The following is a 15,478-nucleotide window of genomic DNA, read 5'->3' as shown; positions in this document are numbered from 1 at the left end:
CCCCTGGTGCGTCTGCGGGGCCCCGGCCCGGCCGTCCGGCCGCCGGGCCCTCGTGCGTCTGCGGCGCCTCCGGCGGTCCGGCTCACCGGGCCCCCTCGTGCGTCTGCGGGGCCCCGGCCGTCCGTCTGCGGCGCCGCGGCTCCGGGGGCCGGCCCGCGGGTCTGGGCGCCGCGAACGTCCTCGGGTGGCGGGAGGGTGCGCCGCGCGCCGCCGGACGGGGTCAGAGCTCGGAGGCGTACGGGGGTTCCGCGCCCGCCCGGGTGCAGGTGAGGGCCGCAGCGTGGGCCGCGTACGCCAGGACGTCCGGCCAGTCCACCGGGGCGGCCGGAGCAGCCGCGAGCCGGTGGAGCAGGGCCGCGTTGACGGTGTCGCCCGCCCCGATCGTGTCGGCCACCGTGACCCGGCGGCCCGGCACCGCGTGCTCGGCCCCCTCCCGCGTCCACACCGTCAGGCCCGCCCCGCCCCGGGTCAGCACGACCGCGGAGGGGCCGGCCGCCAGCCAGTCGCCGACGCGGCCGCCGAGCCAGGCGGCGTCCTCCTCCGACAGCTTGAGCACGGAGGTGCACGGCAGCAGCCGCTCCAGGAAGCGGGAGCGGTAGGCCGCCGGATCGGCGACCAGGGCCGGGCGGATGTTGGGGTCCAGCAGGGTCAGCAGCCCGCGCCGCGACTCCCGGCGCAGCAGGGCCTCGTACGCGCTCGCACCGGGCTCCAGCACCAGCGAGCAGGTGCCGAGCGCGAGGGCCCGTACGCCGTCCGGGAGGGCGGGCGGCAGGGTGAACAGCCGGTCCGCCGTGCCCTCGACGTAGAAGCCGTACGAGGCGGAGCCGTCCGGGGCCAGCGAGGGTACGGCGAGGGTGGTCGGCTCCGGCCCGCGCTGGACCAGCGAGAGGTCCACCCCGGCCGCCGCCAGCCCGGCCAGCAGGCCCTCGCCGAAGCCGTCGGCTGAGACCCGGGAGCAGAAGGCGGTGTCGGCACCGAGTCGGCCCAGCGCGAGTGCGGTGTTGTACGGGCCGCCGCCCGGCCTCGGCAGCAGCGCGCCCGGCGGCTGAGCCACGGGTACCAGGTCGATGAGGGCTTCTCCGCCGACGACGATCACGCGGGGGAAGCTACCGCATCGGGCGGCGGTATCGTCGGGTGGGCCGGTGGCCCGGCCGGTCCTTTGACCGCCGCCGCGCCCCGCCCCGGTTCCGCCCCCTACCAGCGCCCGACCCCGCCCCGACCCTGCCCCGATCCCGCACCGCCAGGAGAACCCGCATGTCCGCGCCGCAGCCCGCCGCCCGCCGCACCGTCCTCAAGGGCGCCGCCGCGCTCGCCGGGGCCGCCGGCGCCGGGCTGACGCTCGCCGCCTGCTCCACCGCGACCAACAGCGGCGGCGGTACCCCGGCGACCCCCACCGCCCCGGTGGAGCTGGGGGCAGCGGCCGACGTGCCGGTCGGCGGCGCCAAGCTGTACCGGGAGAAGAAGCTGATCGTCAGCTGCCCGTCGGAGGGGCGGTACACGGCGTTCAGTGCCCAGTGCACCCACGCCGGCTGCGTCATGGACAAGATCGTCGAGGGGGAGGGCAACTGCCCCTGCCACGGCAGCCGCTTCGACGTGGCGACCGGCGCGGTCCTGCGCGGGCCCGCCACCGACCCGCTGCCCGCCGTCCCGGTCCGGGCGGAGAACGGTCGCCTGATCGCGGGCTGACCGGCCCCCCGGCCCCCCGGCCCCCGGCCCCCCGGCCCCCGGACCCGGCGCGGCTGCCGGCGGCCCGGGTCGGCCCCGCGGGGCGCCGAGGGGCACCGCGGGGCACCGCGGGGCCGGAGCCGCCCCGGGCGGCCGCCGCTACGCGGTGCCCGCCACGGTCAGGACCGCGACCGGCAGGAGCAGGAGCCACTGCGGCAGCCGGAGCAGTGGCCTCGGCCAGCCGACCGACAGCGTGACGACCAGGAAGGCGACCGTGTAGGCGACGAAGTGCGCGGCCACGAACCACGCCGTCGGCCCGGTCGCCGACGTGTCCTCCGCCAGCGCGAGGTAGACCAGGGCGGCGGCGGAGAGCACCAGGTCGGCGCTCACCATGTGCCACACGGCATGCAGGACCCGCTTGGGTTCGTCGCCGAGTCCGCAGGACAGCAGCGGCCGGACCACGTCCCGGTGCCCGCCGGCGATGTGCGCTGCGGCCACCCCGAACGCGGTGATGCCCGCTGCGAGGAACCAGCCGTTCACCGGATCTCGATTCCTTGGGCGATGACGGCGGCCAGCCGCCCGGCCAGCCGGCGGTCGGGGTGCTCGCCGACCAGCCCGATGTGGAAGAACACGGCTCCCGCCATCGTGTCCAGGACCAGGTCCACGGGGGTGTCGGCCGCGATCTCCCCGCGCGCCGCGGCTCGCTCGAAGACGATCAGCAGCCGCTCATTCGCGGGGGCCAGGAACGCGCCGCGGATGCGCGCCTTCAGTACCGGATCGGCGGCGAAGTCGGCGAGCAGCCCCGGGAGCGCCGCTGCGGCGGCAGGTGCGTGGAACTCGTCGACCAGGCCCTGCAGCAGTGCGGTCAGGTCCCCGGCCAGCGTTCCGGTGTCCGGGACCGGGGCGTGGTCGGTGGTCGTGAACACGGCTTCGAAGACCAGCTCCGGCTTGCCCCGCCACCGGCGGTAGACCGTGTCCTTGCCGACGCCGGCCCGGGCGGCCACCGCCCCGATCGACGTCGCCGCGTAGCCGACCTCGGTCACCAGTGCCGTGGCCGCGCCGACGATCGCCTCGTGCGAACGGGGATTCCTGGGACGTCCCCTGGAGGACGGAACGGAGCTCATGGCAATTACCATACGGGTCGACCCGTATGGGAACAACTTTCGCTCAGTCCCAGTCCCAGGCGATCCCGAGGAGGCCGCGCCGCACCGACGGTTCCAGCAGGTGCACCGCCCGGTGCCGGCCGCTCGGGGTCAGGTCCGCGAGGCCGGTGGGCGGGGCGCCCGGGCCGGTGCGGGCGAAGCTGCGGCAGCGCACCGGCAGGGCCGCCTCGTCGAAGCGGACCTGGAGCATGTACTGGCCGCCCGCGTAGGTGAAGCCGCGCACGTACTCGCCGCTGCGGGCGCCCGTGCCGTCCTCGACGCCGTAGCCGAAGACGTACGTCTCACCGCGCCGCAGCCGCGTGTCGAAGAGCAGCTCGGCGACCACCACCCCGGTCGCCGGGTGGCAGCGCACCCGCCCGGTGCGGCAGTTCTCGTACGCGGCCACCTCCACGCGGGAGGCGTCGCAGCCCGGGTCGCCGTGGTGGACGGCGAGGTAGCGGTCGACGCCGTCGCGGTGGGCCCGGACGATCTGCTGGGACTCCCGGGACCGCAACTCCCCGGCGGGCCCGATACGGACCCGCTCGTGGTGGCCGAGCGAGTGCAGCCCGCCGTCGGGCGGCAGCTCCATCGCCCCCAGCAGCTGCTCCACCGACGCGCCCACATCGATCAGCGCCCGGTACGAGCGGGAGGCCGGGCGGCCCGGCCCGGAGCCGCGCTCCGGGGCGCCGAGCAGCCGCAGCAGGGCGCCGTCCGGGAGCTCCAGGATCTCCTCCAGGGCGGTGACGGCCCGCAGGGACTCCGGATGGCGCGGTCGCCGGGCGCCCTGCTGCCAGTAGCTGAGACTCGTGACGCCCACCTTGATGCCGCGCGCCGCCAGCCGGTGCTGCACCCGGTGCAGGGGGAGGCCCCGGGCGGCGAGGGCGGCCCGCAGGGCGAGGTGGAAGGGCCCGCCGCGCAGTAACTGTCCGATATCCGCCGTGTCCCGGGCCGGCCGCATGGCGACTCCTCTGTGAACGTTCACGCCCAACGGTGCGGGGGCCGCGCCGGTGACCCCGGGGGACCAGGTGAAACGACAGCAACCGTTCACACCGCAGCCCCACCGTTCACACGGCAAGGTCACCGCGTATTGAAGCGTGTTGACCTGATCGCGACAACTCCCCGATGCTCCTCCACAGCGTCCGGACGCGCTCCTCCACCCCCACATCCCCGCCTCGGGAGGAACGCGATGCGCAACCGAAAGCGGCGGCTCTACCCGGCCGCCCTCCTCACCGCCCTGCTCCTCGTCCTGTCCGCCGGCACCGCCACCGCTGCCGACGCCGGCACCGCCACCGCTGCCGACGCCGGCGCCGACTCCGCCGCCCTCGCCACCAAGCGCCTGAACATCACCATGCAGGCCCAGCAGAAGACCAACTGGTGCTGGGCCGCCGGCGGCAACACCATCGCCACCTGGTTCGGCCGCGCCCACAGCCAGAACCAGTTCTGCAACGCCGCCTTCAACCGCCAGCAGGGCTACGACTGCCCCAACAACCAGGCCACCCTCGGCAACGTCCAGACCGGCTTGCGCTGGACCGGCATCAACCCCGGCTCCTACGTGAGCGGCTGGCTCCAGTACTCCACCGTCCAGACCGAGATCAATGCCGACCGCCCGATCGAGACCCGGATCCAGTGGTCCAACGGCGGTGGCCACATGCACGTCCTCTACGGCTACGACACCGCCGCGAACTGGGTCTACTGGGGCGACCCGTGGCCCTCCAGCGACCGCTACAACTGGGCCTCCCACGCCTGGTACGTGAACAACGGCACCTTCTCCTGGACCCACTCCCTCTACCGGATCGGGGCGTGACCGCCATGACCCTGCGCACCCCCGCCACCTTCACCTCCACCGCCGCGGTCCTCACGGCCGCCGCTCTCCTCGGGTTCGGCGGACAGGCCGCCGCGGCCCCCGTGCCGCAGCCCCCGACCGCCACCGCCGAAGCCCTGGAGGCCGCCGGGCGGGCGGCCGCCGCCCCCGAGACGCTGACCACCCTCTCCCGCTTCTTCGCCCGGGAGGGCAAGGCCGCGCAGGCCGCCGCGCAGCCCCGCATCGAAGGCACGGCGATCCCCGTCAGCCACCTCTCCCCGGACTTCGTCGCGGGGAAGGCGGGGGCGCCCGTGGCGCGCCTGGAATTCCTGGCCAGCAGGGCCGTCTACGCCGACGGCCGGCAGGCCGCCCTGTGGACCGTCCGGACGGAGACCGGCTGGCAGGTGGTGAACATAGCCACCGGCGACGACGAGTTCCGCTACGCGCGACTGGGCGCCGCGAAACTCCCGGGCGGCACCGTCTTCCGGGAGCCGCAGATCGACGCCTGGTACGTGGCCGCGGGCAGCAGGGTGCTGCCGCTGGACGAGGACGCCGTACGGGCCGTGGGCGCCGGGGGGACCAGCCTCGACGGGTACCGGGCGCGGGTCGTCGCCGCGTACGGGGACAAGCTGCCGGGCTCGGCGTACGCCGAGGGGGGCATGGCGGGCGGCTTCGAGGAGGCGGCCCCGCCCGCCCCCGCCGGCCCCGCGGGGGGCGCGCCGGAACTCGCCGCCGGAGCGGGGGCGCCGGCCCTGGGCGGGGCCGGGGTGCTCGCGCTGGGCGGGGCCGGGGCGCTGCTCCTGGCCCGCTCGCGGCGCCGCCGCCGGGGGGCCGCCGGGGGGTAGGCGCAGCGGTACGGCCGCCGGGGTGTGACCCCCGGTCCGCGGGCCCGGCTCCCCCGGAGCCGGGCCCGCGGGACGGTCCGGGGGTGCGGTGCGCTGTCAGTGGGCGGAAGTAGGGTGGTCGGCATGGCCGACCCTTCCAGCTACCGTCCCAAGCCTGGACAGATCCCGGACTCCCCCGGGGTCTACAAGTTCCGCGACGAGCACCGCCGGGTGATCTACGTCGGGAAGGCCAAGAGCCTGCGCCAGCGCCTGGCCAGCTACTTCCAGGACCTCGCCGGCCTGCACCCCCGCACCGCCACCATGGTGACCACGGCCGCCTCCGTCGAGTGGACCGTCGTCTCCACCGAGGTCGAGGCGCTCCAGCTCGAATACTCCTGGATCAAGGAGTTCGACCCCCGCTTCAACGTCAAGTACCGCGACGACAAGAGCTACCCCTCCCTCGCCGTCACCATGAACGAGCAGTACCCCCGCGTCCAGGTCATGCGCGGCCCCAAGAAGAAGGGCGTGCGCTACTTCGGCCCCTACGGGCACGCCTGGGCCATCCGCGAGACCGTCGACCTGATGCTCCGGGTGTTCCCGGTGCGGACCTGCTCCGCAGGCGTGTTCAAGCGGTCCGCGCAGATCGGCCGCCCCTGCCTGCTCGGCTACATCGGCAAGTGCTCCGCGCCCTGCGTCGGCCGGGTCACCCCCGAGGAGCACCGCGAACTGGCCGAGGACTTCTGCGACTTCATGGCCGGCCGGACCGGCACCTACCTCTCCCGCCTCGAAGCGCAGATGCAGGACGCCGCCGAGGACATGGAGTACGAGAGGGCCGCCCGGCTGCGCGACGACATCGGGGCGCTGCGCCGGGCCATGGAGAAGAACGCGGTCGTGCTTGCCGACGCCACCGACGCCGACCTGGTCGCGGTCGCCGAGGACGAGCTCGAGGCCGCCGTGCAGATCTTCCACGTGCGCGGCGGCCGGGTCCGGGGCCAGCGCGGCTGGGTCACCGACAAGGTCGAGGCCGTCGACACCGCCGGGCTCGTCGAGCACGCCCTCCAGCAGCTGTACGGGGAGGAGCAGGGCGAGTCCGTGCCCAAGGAGGTGCTCGTCCCCGCGCTCCCCGAGGACACTCCCGCGCTGGCCGAGTGGCTCGCCGGGCGCCGCGGGTCCCAGGTCAGCCTGCGGATCCCGCAGCGGGGGGACAAGAAGGCCCTCATGGAGACCGTCCACCGCAACGCCCAGCAGTCCCTCGTCCTGCACAAGACCAGGCGTGCCAGCGACCTCACCACCCGCTCCCGGGCCCTGGAGGAGATCGCCGAGGCGCTGGAGCTGGACGGCGCGCCCCTGCGCATCGAGTGCTTCGACATCTCCCACCTCCAGGGAGACGACGTGGTCGCGTCGATGGTCGTCTTCGAGGACGGGCTGGCCCGCAAGAGCGAGTACCGGCGCTTCCAGATCAAGTCCTTCGAGGGGCAGGACGACGTCCGCTCCATGCACGAGGTCGTCTCGCGCCGCTTCCGCCGCTACCTCCTGGAGAAGGTGAAGACGGGGGAGTGGGATGCGCAGGACGCCCTGGACGCGGGGGACGCCGACGCGCCCGAGGACGACGGGCGGCCCAGGCGCTTCGCCTATCCGCCCCAGCTCGTCGTGGTCGACGGCGGCCGGCCGCAGGTCGCGGCGGCCAAGCGGGCCCTGGAGGAGCTCGGGATCGACGACGTGGCCGTCTGCGGCCTGGCCAAGCGGCTTGAGGAGGTGTGGCTGCCCGGCGAGGACGACCCGGTCGTGCTCCCCCGTACCAGCGAGGGCCTCTACCTGCTCCAGCGGGTCCGCGACGAAGCCCACCGGTTCGCGATCCAGTACCAGCGCAACAAGCGCGGCAGGCGTCTGAAGGCCGGACCGCTGGACGAGGTGCCGGGCCTCGGCGAGAGCCGCAGGCAGGCCCTCGTCAAGCACTTCGGTTCGGTGAAGAAGCTGAGACAGGCGACAATCGACCAGATCTGCGAGGTCCCAGGCATAGGCCGCAAGACGGCCGAGACCGTGGCCGCGGCCCTCGCCGGGGCGGTTCCCGCCGGTCCTGCGGTGAACACCGCCACAGGAGAGATCATTGAGGATGAGACCCCCGCATCCGCGGGAGCATCGTCCGAACGGGGGACCGAGCAATGACCGAGCACGAGACCGCGCACGACCGAGACGGAGCACAGGTGAGTACGGGCACGACAGTGGAGCCCGGTGATACCGCAGAGGCGGCCATCCCCGAGCTGGTGATCATCTCCGGCATGTCCGGGGCCGGCCGCAGTACGGCGGCCAAGTGTCTGGAGGACCTCGGCTGGTTCGTCGTCGACAACCTCCCGCCCGCGCTGATCCCCACGATGGTGGAGCTCGGCGCCCGCTCGCAGGGCAACGTGGCGCGCATCGCCGTCGTCGTCGACGTCCGCGGCCGGCAGTTCTTCGACGCGCTGCGCGAATCCCTCGCCGTCCTCGACAGCAAGGGCGTCACCCGGCGCATCGTCTTCCTGGAGTCCTCCGACGACGCGCTGGTCCGCCGCTTCGAGTCGGTCCGCCGCCCGCACCCCCTCCAGGGCGACGGGCGCATCACCGACGGCATCGCCGCGGAGCGGGACCTGCTGCGGGAGCTGCGCGGCGACGCCGACCTGGTGATCGACACCTCCAGCCTGAACGTGCACGAGCTGCGGGCCAAGATGGACGCCCAGTTCGCCGGCGACGAGGAGCCCGAGCTGCGGGCCACCGTCATGTCCTTCGGCTACAAGTACGGCCTCCCGGTCGACGCCGACCTCGTCGTCGACTGCCGCTTCATCCCCAACCCGCACTGGGTGCCGGAGCTGCGCCCCTTCACCGGGCTCAACGAGGAGGTGTCGGGCTACGTGTTCAGCCAGCCCGGCGCCAAGGAGTTCCTCGACCGCTACACCGAGCTGCTCCAGCTCATCGCCACCGGCTACCGCCGCGAGGGCAAGCGGTACGTGACCATCGCGGTCGGGTGCACGGGCGGCAAGCACCGCAGCGTGGCCATGTCCGAGAAGCTCGCCGCCCGCCTTGCCTCCGAGGGAGTCGAGACCGTCGTAGTCCACCGGGACATGGGGCGCGAGTGACCTCACGCACCCCGCGGCTGAGCCGCCTGCGCCGCCTCACCCCGGGACGGGGCGAGGACGGCGCGGGCCGCTCCGGCCGCCGGCGCGGCGCCGCGCCGAAGGTCGTCGCACTCGGCGGCGGACAGGGCCTGTCGGCCTCGCTCGCCGCGCTGCGCCGGATCACCGGTGACCTCACCGCCGTGGTCACCGTCGCCGACGACGGCGGCTCCAGCGGCCGGCTCCGGGAGGAGCTCGGCGTGCTGCCGCCCGGCGACCTCCGCAAGGCGCTGGCCGCGCTGTGCGGCGACGACGACTGGGGCCAGACCTGGGCCCGGGTCATCCAGCACCGCTTCCAGTCCGAGGGGGACCTGCACGGGCACGCCGTCGGCAACCTGCTGATCGTCGCCCTGTGGGAGCAGCTCGGCGATCCCGTCCAGGCCCTCGACCTGGTGGGCAGGCTGCTCGGGGCACAGGGCCGGGTGCTGCCGATGTCGGCGGTGCCGCTGGAGCTCCAAGCCCTGGTCAAGGGACACGACCCGGCCCGGCCCCAGGACGTGGACACCGTCCGCGGGCAGGCCACCGTGGCCCTGACCCCGGGCGAGGTGCTCTCCGTACAGGTCGTGCCGAGCGACCCGCCGGCCGTGCCGGAGGCCGTCGCCGCGGTGCTGGACGCCGACTGGGTGGTGCTCGGCCCCGGGTCCTGGTTCTCCTCCGTGATCCCGCACCTGCTGGTGCCGGAGCTGCTCGACGCGCTGGTCGAGACGAAGGCCCGGCGGGTCCTGTCGCTGAACCTCGCGCCGCAGCCCGGTGAAACAGAGGGCTTCTCTCCGCAGCGTCATTTGGAGGTTTTGGCCCGACACGCCCCTAAACTCGCCCTGGACGTGGTGTTGGCCGACGAGGCCGCCGTGCCCGACCGCGAGTCGCTCTCCGATGCCGCAAAGCGCTTCGGCGCCGCGGTCGAGCTGGCGCCCGTGGCCAGGCAGGACGGCTCCCCGAAGCACGACCCGGAGCTGCTGGCCGCCGCGTACGACCGTATTTTTCGGATGCATGGAAGGATCGGCCCATGGCGATGACGCCTGCGGTGAAGGACGAGATCTCTCGCCTGCCCGTCACCCGGACCTGCTGCAGAAAGGCCGAGGTCTCGGCGATCCTGCGGTTCGCGGGCGGGTTGCACCTGGTGAGCGGCCGCATCGTCATCGAGGCGGAGCTGGACACGGGGATCGCCGCCCGGCGCCTGCGCAAGGACATCCTGGAGATCTTCGGCCATTCCTCGGACCTGGTGGTGATGGCCCCCGGCGGACTGCGCCGCGGCAGCCGCTACGTGGTCCGCGTCGTGGCCGGCGGTGACCAGCTGGCGCGCCAGACGGGCCTCGTGGACGGCCGCGGACGTCCGATCCGGGGCCTCCCGCCCCAGGTGGTCTCCGGGGCCACCTGCGACGCGGAGGCGGCCTGGCGCGGCGCCTTCCTGGCCCACGGCTCGCTCACCGAGCCGGGCCGGTCCTCCTCCCTGGAGGTCACCTGCCCCGGCCCGGAGGCCGCCCTGGCCCTGGTGGGCGCCGCCCGCAGGCTGTCCATCGCCGCCAAGGCGCGCGAGGTGCGCGGAGTGGACCGGGTCGTGGTCCGCGACGGCGACGCGATCGGTGCGCTGCTGACCCGGCTGGGCGCGCACGAGTCGGTCATGGCCTGGGAGGAGCGGCGCATGCGGCGCGAGGTGCGCGCCACCGCCAACCGCCTCGCCAACTTCGACGATGCGAACCTGCGCCGCTCGGCGCGGGCCGCGGTGGCCGCCGGAGCCCGGGTGCAGCGTGCGCTGGAGATCCTCGCCGAGGAGGTCCCCGAGCACCTCGCCGCGGCCGGACGGCTGCGCATGGAGCACAAGCAGGCGTCCCTGGAGGAGCTGGGCGCGCTCGCCGACCCGCCGCTGACCAAGGACGCGGTCGCCGGCCGGATCCGCCGACTGCTGGCGATGGCCGACAAGCGGGCCCAGGACCTCGGCATTCCGGGCACCGAGTCGAACCTGGAACTCAGCGAGGAGATGGCCGACAACATGGCCGGCTGACCGGTTCGCGCACGTACGCCGAAAGGGGCCCGCACGAGTGGTCGTGCCGGCCCCTTTCGGCAGGCCCCATTGACATGAGCATGGGCTCATCGTGAGCCTGTCGTCCGAACGCTTTCGTGGCAGACGACGCCCAGGGGGGCACATGAGGCACCGCGCGAGATCGATCCTCGCCGCAAGCGCACTCGTCTTCGCAACCACACTGGCCGCGCTACCCGCGGCGGCCCAGGCCCAGCCCGGCTCCGCCACCGCTTCCGGCGCCGACGAGGTCCGCGTCTACGACGCGCGGATCACCCGGGAACAGGTCCCGCTCGTCCTCGCCGCCGGCCAGGACGCCCACGAGCTCACCGAACGCGCGCCGGAGAACGGCACCGCCGAGGTCGAGCTCTTCCTCACCCCGGGACAGGCCGGCGAGCTCGCCGCCCAGGGCATCGGGCTCACCGAGCGCAAGGTGCCCGCCGCGGGCCTGGCCCGCAAGGCCGACGGCGACGGGGTCTTCCGTCCGTACAGCGGCAAGGGCGGCCTCCAGGAGGAGATCCTGCGGACCGCCGGCGAGAACCCGGAGCTCACCAAGGTCGTCTCCATCGGCAAGACCGTCCAGGGCAAGGACATCCTCGCCCTCAAGGTCAGCAAGAACGCCAAGAAGGCCAAGGACGGCGACAAGCCGTCCGTGCTGTACATGTCCAACCAGCACGCCCGCGAGTGGATCACCCCGGAGATGACCCGGCGGCTGATGCACCACACCCTGGACAACTACGGCAAGGACCCGCGGATCACCAGGCTGGTGGACTCCAGCGAGCTGTGGTTCCTGCTCTCCGCCAACCCCGACGGCTACGACTACACGCACGCCCCGGACGGCGAGCGGCTGTGGCGCAAGAACCTGCGCGACAACAACGCCGACGGCAAGATCACGACGGGCGACGGGGTCGACCTCAACCGGAACTTCGCCTACAAGTGGGGCTATGACAACGAGGGCTCCTCGCCGAACCAGGCGAGCGAGACCTACCGCGGCCCCAAGGCCTCCTCCGAGCCGGAGACCACCGCCCTCGACCGGTTCGAGAAGCGGATCGGATTCGAGTACGCCGTCAACTACCACTCGGCCGCCGAACTGCTGCTCTACGGCGTGGGCTGGCAGGTGGCCACCCCCACCCCCGACGACGTCGCCTACGAGGCGCTCGCGGGCACCCCGGAGAACCCGGCGGTCCCGGGCTACTACCCGCAGGTCTCCTCGGAGCTCTACACCACCAACGGCGAAGCCGACGGCCACGGCTCCAACGTCAACGGCATCATGATGTTCACACCGGAGATGACCACCTGCCAGACGGCCTCCGCGATCGACCCCGACGACCGGTGGAAGCCCGAGGACTGCGCCTCCGGCTTCAACTTCCCGGACGACGAGAAGCTGATCCAGGCGGAGTTCGCCAAGAACGTCGCCTTCGCCCTCTCGGTCGGCGAGAGCGCCGCACACCCGGACCGGCCGGCGTCCTCCCTGGGCCTGACCGCCGCCGACTTCACCGTGGACCCCTTCACCACTTCCTACGCGGCCCGCGGCGAGGACCAGGAGGTCTCCGTCACGGCCCGCACGTCGCTGCGCGACAAGGAGCTGAACTTCCGGATCAACGGCGGACGCACGCACGACGAGGACCTCAAGGCCTGGAAGGGCGGCGAGGTCTACGGCGGCGAGGACAACAACTGGTTCGACGAGTACCGGGCCGAGGTCGAAGGCGCCAGGCCCGGAGACAGGGTCGAGGTCTGGTTCACCGGCCGCGACCGCTCCGGCGGGCAGGTCTCCAGCGAGCACTTCACGTACACGGTGGCCGAGCGGCCGCGCGCGGACGTGCTGGTGATCGCGGAGGAGGGCGGCAAGGCCCAGCACGCCCGGGCGTACGTGGACGCGCTGCGCGCCAACGGCCGGTCCGCGGCCGTCTGGGACGTCGCCGCCCAGGGGACACCGCACCACCTCGGGGTGCTCTCCCACTTCCGTACGGCCGTCCACTACACGGGGGCCAAGACCCCCGGGGGCGACACCCAGCTCGCGGTGCGCGACTTCCTCAACGAGGGCGGCAAGCTGATCGAGGCCGGCGAGCTGGCGGGCGGCAACGCCCAGGTCGGCCGCGCCGTCACCAACGACTTCAGCCAGTACTGGCTCGGCGCCTACGGCCGTACGAGCGCCCCCGGCGCCACCGGCTTCACCGGCGCGGGCGCCCTCGCCGGAGCCAAGGGCGGCCTCGGCGACGCGGCGGGCAACCCGCTGAACGCCCCCGGCGCCTACACGGTGACCTCCGAAACTCTGGCCCCCGCGCAGTTCCCGCAGTTCAGGAGTGCACAGGCAGGCCGGTTCGCCGGAGTCACCAACCCGTACGCCCCCTACGCCGGCGCCACCATGGCCTCGGCCCTCCACGCGGACGACGACTGGAAGCGGCTCGTCCGCACGATCGACCTGACCGGGGTCAAGGCCGCGGACAAGCCGCAGCTGAAGCTCGCGCTCAACTGGAACACCGAGGAGGGGTACGACCACGCCGCGCTGGAGGCCCGCACGGCGGGCGGGGACGACTGGACCACGCTCCCCGAGGCGAGTGGCCTGACCAGCACGGACGTACCGCAGGAGTGCGGGGCCGGCTTCTTCGTCAACGGCCACCCGTTCCTGCGCCGCTACCTCACGCTGGAGGCCGGCGGCTGCACCGCGCGCGGCACCAGCGGAGCCTGGAACAGCTTCACCGGCTCGTCCGGCGGCTGGAAGCAGGTCTCCTTCGACCTGAGCGCCTACGCCGGCACGTCGGTGGAGGTCTCGCTCTCCTCGATCACCGATCCGGGCTCGGGCGGCCGCGGCGTCTTCGCGGACGAGGCGCGCCTCTCCGTCGGCGGCGCGGACCAGCCCGCCGAGGGGTTCGAGACCTCCCTCGGCGTCTGGACCGCCCAGGGCGCGCCTGCCGGAAGCCCCGAAGTTCCGGGCGATTGGTCCCGGTCCGGTGAGCTGTTCACGTCCTACGCGGCGGTGACTACGCGTGACACCGTCCTCCTCGGCTTCGGCCTGGAGCACGTGCCGGCCCCGGCGGAGCGAGCCGTACTCGTCGGTAAGGCGCTCCGGACGCTGAACCGCTGACCAGCCACCCCGTACCGCCCTCACTCTGAGCGACGAGGGCCCAAGGCCCCGGGGGCCCGTGCCGGAGCGGCCGGCACGGGGCCCCGGGGCGTGTCAGCCCCGGTCCGATGTCACTCAGAAGCTCACGGAGAGGTAGGGTCGTAAGCGGTCGGGGACATCCCATACAGCTCGCCGGCGCACTTACCGGCGCACCAACGAGGAGATCGGTTCGTGACGATCCGCGTAGGCATCAACGGTTTTGGCCGAATTGGCCGCAACTACTTCCGTGCGCTCCTGGAGCAGGGAGCGGACATCGAGATCGTCGGTGTCAACGACCTGACTGACAACGCCACCCTGGTGCACCTGCTCAAGTACGACACCATCCTGGGCCGCCTCAAGGCCGAGGTCTCCCACACCGCGGACACCATCACGGTCGCGGGCAACACCTTCAAGACCTTCGCCGAGCGCGACCCGGCGAACCTCCCCTGGGGGGAGCTCGGCGCCGACATCGTCATCGAGTCGACCGGCATCTTCACCAAGAAGGCCGACGCCGCCAAGCACATCGCGGCCGGCGCGAAGAAGGTCCTCATCTCGGCTCCGGCCAAGGACGAGGACATCACGATCGTGATGGGCGTCAACCAGGACAAGTACGACGCGGCCAGCCACCACGTCATCTCCAACGCCTCCTGCACCACCAACTGCGTGGCGCCGATGGCCAAGGTCCTCCTGGAGAACTTCGGCATCGTCAAGGGCATGATGACGACGGTCCACGCGTACACGAACGACCAGCGCATCCTGGACTTCCCGCACTCGGACCTGCGCCGCGCCCGCGCCGCAGCCGAGAACATCATCCCCACGACCACCGGTGCCGCCAAGGCGACCGCGCTGGTCATCCCCGAGCTCGCCGGCAAGCTCGACGGCATCGCGATGCGCGTCCCGGTCCCGACCGGCTCCGTGACCGACCTGGTCATCGAGCTGGAGCGCGAGGTCACCCGCGACGAGGTCAACGCGGCCTTCCAGAAGGCGGCCGAGGGCCAGCTCAAGGGCATCCTCGACTACACCGAGGACGCGATCGTCTCCTCCGACATCGTGAACTGGCCGGCGTCCTGCACCTTCGACTCCTCCCTGACCATGGTCCAGGGCAAGAGCGTGAAGGTCATCGGCTGGTACGACAACGAGTGGGGCTACTCCAACCGCCTCGTGGACCTTACGGTCTTCGTCGGTGGCCAGCTCTAAGGTCGCCCCGGTTCCAAGGCAAGGCACCACGAGGTGAGCACAGGGTCCGGGCAGCGCGACGAAGCGCCGCACGGGCCCTGTTGCTTGCTCGTTCTCCCTTCCTCGCCCTTCGGGCGAAGGGCTCAAAAGGAGTAGTAGAAACACATGAAGACGATCGACGAACTGCTCGCCGAAGGCGTCAAGGGCAAGCGGGTCTTCGTCCGCGCGGACCTCAACGTCCCGCTCGCCGAGGGTTCCATCACCGACGACGGCCGCATCCGCGCCGTCCGGCCCACGATCGCGAAGCTCGCCGAATCCGGCGCCCGCGTCATCGTGGCCTCGCACCTGGGCCGCCCCAAGGGCGCCCCGGACCCGGCCTTCACGCTCGCCCCGGCCGCCAAGCGCCTCGGCGAACTGCTCGGCAAGGACGTCGCGTTCGCCACCGACACCGTCGGCGACTCCGCCAAGGAGACCGTGGCGGCCCTCACCGACGGCCAGGTGGCCGTCATCGAGAACCTGCGCTTCAACGCCGGCGAGACCTCGAAGGACGACGCCGAGCGCGGCGCCTTCGCGGACCGGCTCGCGGAGCTCGCCGACGTCTACG

At 73.1% G+C, this 15,478-nt stretch carries 14 protein-coding genes; 10 read left to right on the top strand and 4 right to left on the bottom strand.

What is annotated here, in order from left to right; genetic code table 11:
• Positions 1–220: 220 nt before the first annotated feature.
• The gene (locus ACFWU6_RS32350) at positions 221–1,096 is read right to left on the bottom strand and encodes a carbohydrate kinase (protein ID WP_383984883.1); all 876 of its coding nucleotides are present in this window, start codon (positions 1,094–1,096) and stop codon (positions 221–223) included.
• Between the two features lie 158 nt (positions 1,097–1,254).
• Here ACFWU6_RS32350 and ACFWU6_RS32345 point away from each other — a divergent pair, with 158 nt between their 5' ends.
• Complete coding sequence (locus ACFWU6_RS32345) at positions 1,255–1,686, top strand: Rieske (2Fe-2S) protein (protein ID WP_383984880.1); 432 nt, start codon at positions 1,255–1,257, stop codon at positions 1,684–1,686.
• A gap of 138 nt (positions 1,687–1,824) precedes the next feature.
• On the opposite strand, the gene ACFWU6_RS32340 is transcribed toward ACFWU6_RS32345, so the two are convergent.
• The 3 genes from ACFWU6_RS32340 to ACFWU6_RS32330 are packed head-to-tail and all read right to left on the bottom strand — an operon-like array spanning position 1,825 to position 3,765.
• On the bottom strand, positions 1,825–2,205 hold the full coding sequence (locus ACFWU6_RS32340) for a hypothetical protein (RefSeq protein ID WP_383800611.1): 381 nt from the start codon (positions 2,203–2,205) through the stop codon (positions 1,825–1,827).
• Entirely contained in the window at positions 2,202–2,789 is a 588-nt protein-coding gene (locus tag ACFWU6_RS32335; protein WP_383984877.1) for a TetR/AcrR family transcriptional regulator, read from the bottom strand. The genes ACFWU6_RS32340 and ACFWU6_RS32335 overlap by 4 nt, the downstream gene beginning before the upstream one ends.
• 43 nt (positions 2,790–2,832) lie before the next feature.
• Positions 2,833–3,765, bottom strand: coding sequence for a hypothetical protein (locus ACFWU6_RS32330; protein WP_383984874.1), 933 nt, complete (start codon positions 3,763–3,765; stop codon positions 2,833–2,835).
• A 228-nt stretch (positions 3,766–3,993) separates the two neighbouring features.
• On the opposite strand from ACFWU6_RS32330, the gene ACFWU6_RS32325 reads away from it, so the two are divergent.
• The 9 genes from ACFWU6_RS32325 to pgk form a co-directional block, all read left to right on the top strand.
• A complete protein-coding gene (locus ACFWU6_RS32325; RefSeq protein WP_383984871.1) occupies positions 3,994–4,611 on the top strand; it encodes a papain-like cysteine protease family protein in 618 nt (205 codons plus the stop codon).
• Positions 4,612–4,616: 5 nt separating this feature from the next.
• Complete coding sequence (locus tag ACFWU6_RS32320; protein ID WP_383984886.1) at positions 4,617–5,453, top strand: hypothetical protein; 837 nt, start codon at positions 4,617–4,619, stop codon at positions 5,451–5,453.
• Between the two features lie 123 nt (positions 5,454–5,576).
• Complete coding sequence (gene uvrC / locus ACFWU6_RS32315) at positions 5,577–7,598, top strand: excinuclease ABC subunit UvrC (RefSeq protein WP_383812350.1); 2,022 nt, start codon at positions 5,577–5,579, stop codon at positions 7,596–7,598.
• Positions 7,595–8,542 carry an RNase adapter RapZ gene (gene rapZ / locus ACFWU6_RS32310; RefSeq protein ID WP_383812352.1) on the top strand — a complete coding sequence of 316 codons (948 nt, stop codon included), beginning with the start codon at positions 7,595–7,597 and terminating at the stop codon, positions 8,540–8,542. The genes uvrC and rapZ overlap by 4 nt, the downstream gene beginning before the upstream one ends.
• On the top strand, positions 8,539–9,594 hold the full coding sequence (gene yvcK, locus ACFWU6_RS32305) for a uridine diphosphate-N-acetylglucosamine-binding protein YvcK (protein WP_383812353.1): 1,056 nt from the start codon (positions 8,539–8,541) through the stop codon (positions 9,592–9,594). The genes rapZ and yvcK overlap by 4 nt, the downstream gene beginning before the upstream one ends.
• On the top strand, positions 9,585–10,580 hold the full coding sequence (gene whiA, locus ACFWU6_RS32300; RefSeq protein WP_383984868.1) for a DNA-binding protein WhiA: 996 nt from the start codon (positions 9,585–9,587) through the stop codon (positions 10,578–10,580). Before yvcK ends, whiA begins: the two co-directional genes overlap by 10 nt.
• A gap of 142 nt (positions 10,581–10,722) precedes the next feature.
• The gene (locus ACFWU6_RS32295) at positions 10,723–13,680 is read left to right on the top strand and encodes a M14 family zinc carboxypeptidase (RefSeq protein WP_383984865.1); all 2,958 of its coding nucleotides are present in this window, start codon (positions 10,723–10,725) and stop codon (positions 13,678–13,680) included.
• Between the two features lie 210 nt (positions 13,681–13,890).
• On the top strand, positions 13,891–14,895 hold the full coding sequence (gene gap / locus ACFWU6_RS32290) for a type I glyceraldehyde-3-phosphate dehydrogenase (protein WP_383812359.1): 1,005 nt from the start codon (positions 13,891–13,893) through the stop codon (positions 14,893–14,895).
• A gap of 144 nt (positions 14,896–15,039) precedes the next feature.
• Positions 15,040–15,478: phosphoglycerate kinase (pgk, locus tag ACFWU6_RS32285; protein WP_383984862.1), on the top strand; the 439-nt coding region annotated here is incomplete at its 3' end.

The sequence above is a fragment of the Streptomyces sp. NPDC058674 genome (genome assembly GCF_042716505.1).
In the GTDB taxonomy this organism is placed as follows: Bacteria; Actinomycetota; Actinomycetes; order Streptomycetales; family Streptomycetaceae; genus Streptomyces.
This window is presented reverse-complemented; position numbering and strand designations above follow the sequence as displayed.

Excerpts from the sequence above, each read along its gene's own strand:
- ACFWU6_RS32330 (WP_383984874.1), bottom strand. The coding sequence starts at position 3,765 with ATGCGGCCGGCCCGGGACACGGCGGATATCGGACAGTTACTGCGCGGC.
- whiA (WP_383984868.1), top strand. The coding sequence starts at position 9,585 with ATGGCGATGACGCCTGCGGTGAAGGACGAGATCTCTCGCCTGCCCGTC.
- ACFWU6_RS32335 (WP_383984877.1), bottom strand. The coding sequence starts at position 2,789 with ATGAGCTCCGTTCCGTCCTCCAGGGGACGTCCCAGGAATCCCCGTTCG.
- rapZ (WP_383812352.1), top strand. The coding sequence starts at position 7,595 with ATGACCGAGCACGAGACCGCGCACGACCGAGACGGAGCACAGGTGAGT.
- ACFWU6_RS32295 (WP_383984865.1), top strand. The coding sequence starts at position 10,723 with ATGAGGCACCGCGCGAGATCGATCCTCGCCGCAAGCGCACTCGTCTTC.
- ACFWU6_RS32320 (WP_383984886.1), top strand. The coding sequence starts at position 4,617 with ATGACCCTGCGCACCCCCGCCACCTTCACCTCCACCGCCGCGGTCCTC.
- ACFWU6_RS32345 (WP_383984880.1), top strand. The coding sequence starts at position 1,255 with ATGTCCGCGCCGCAGCCCGCCGCCCGCCGCACCGTCCTCAAGGGCGCC.
- uvrC (WP_383812350.1), top strand. The coding sequence starts at position 5,577 with ATGGCCGACCCTTCCAGCTACCGTCCCAAGCCTGGACAGATCCCGGAC.
- ACFWU6_RS32325 (WP_383984871.1), top strand. The coding sequence starts at position 3,994 with ATGCGCAACCGAAAGCGGCGGCTCTACCCGGCCGCCCTCCTCACCGCC.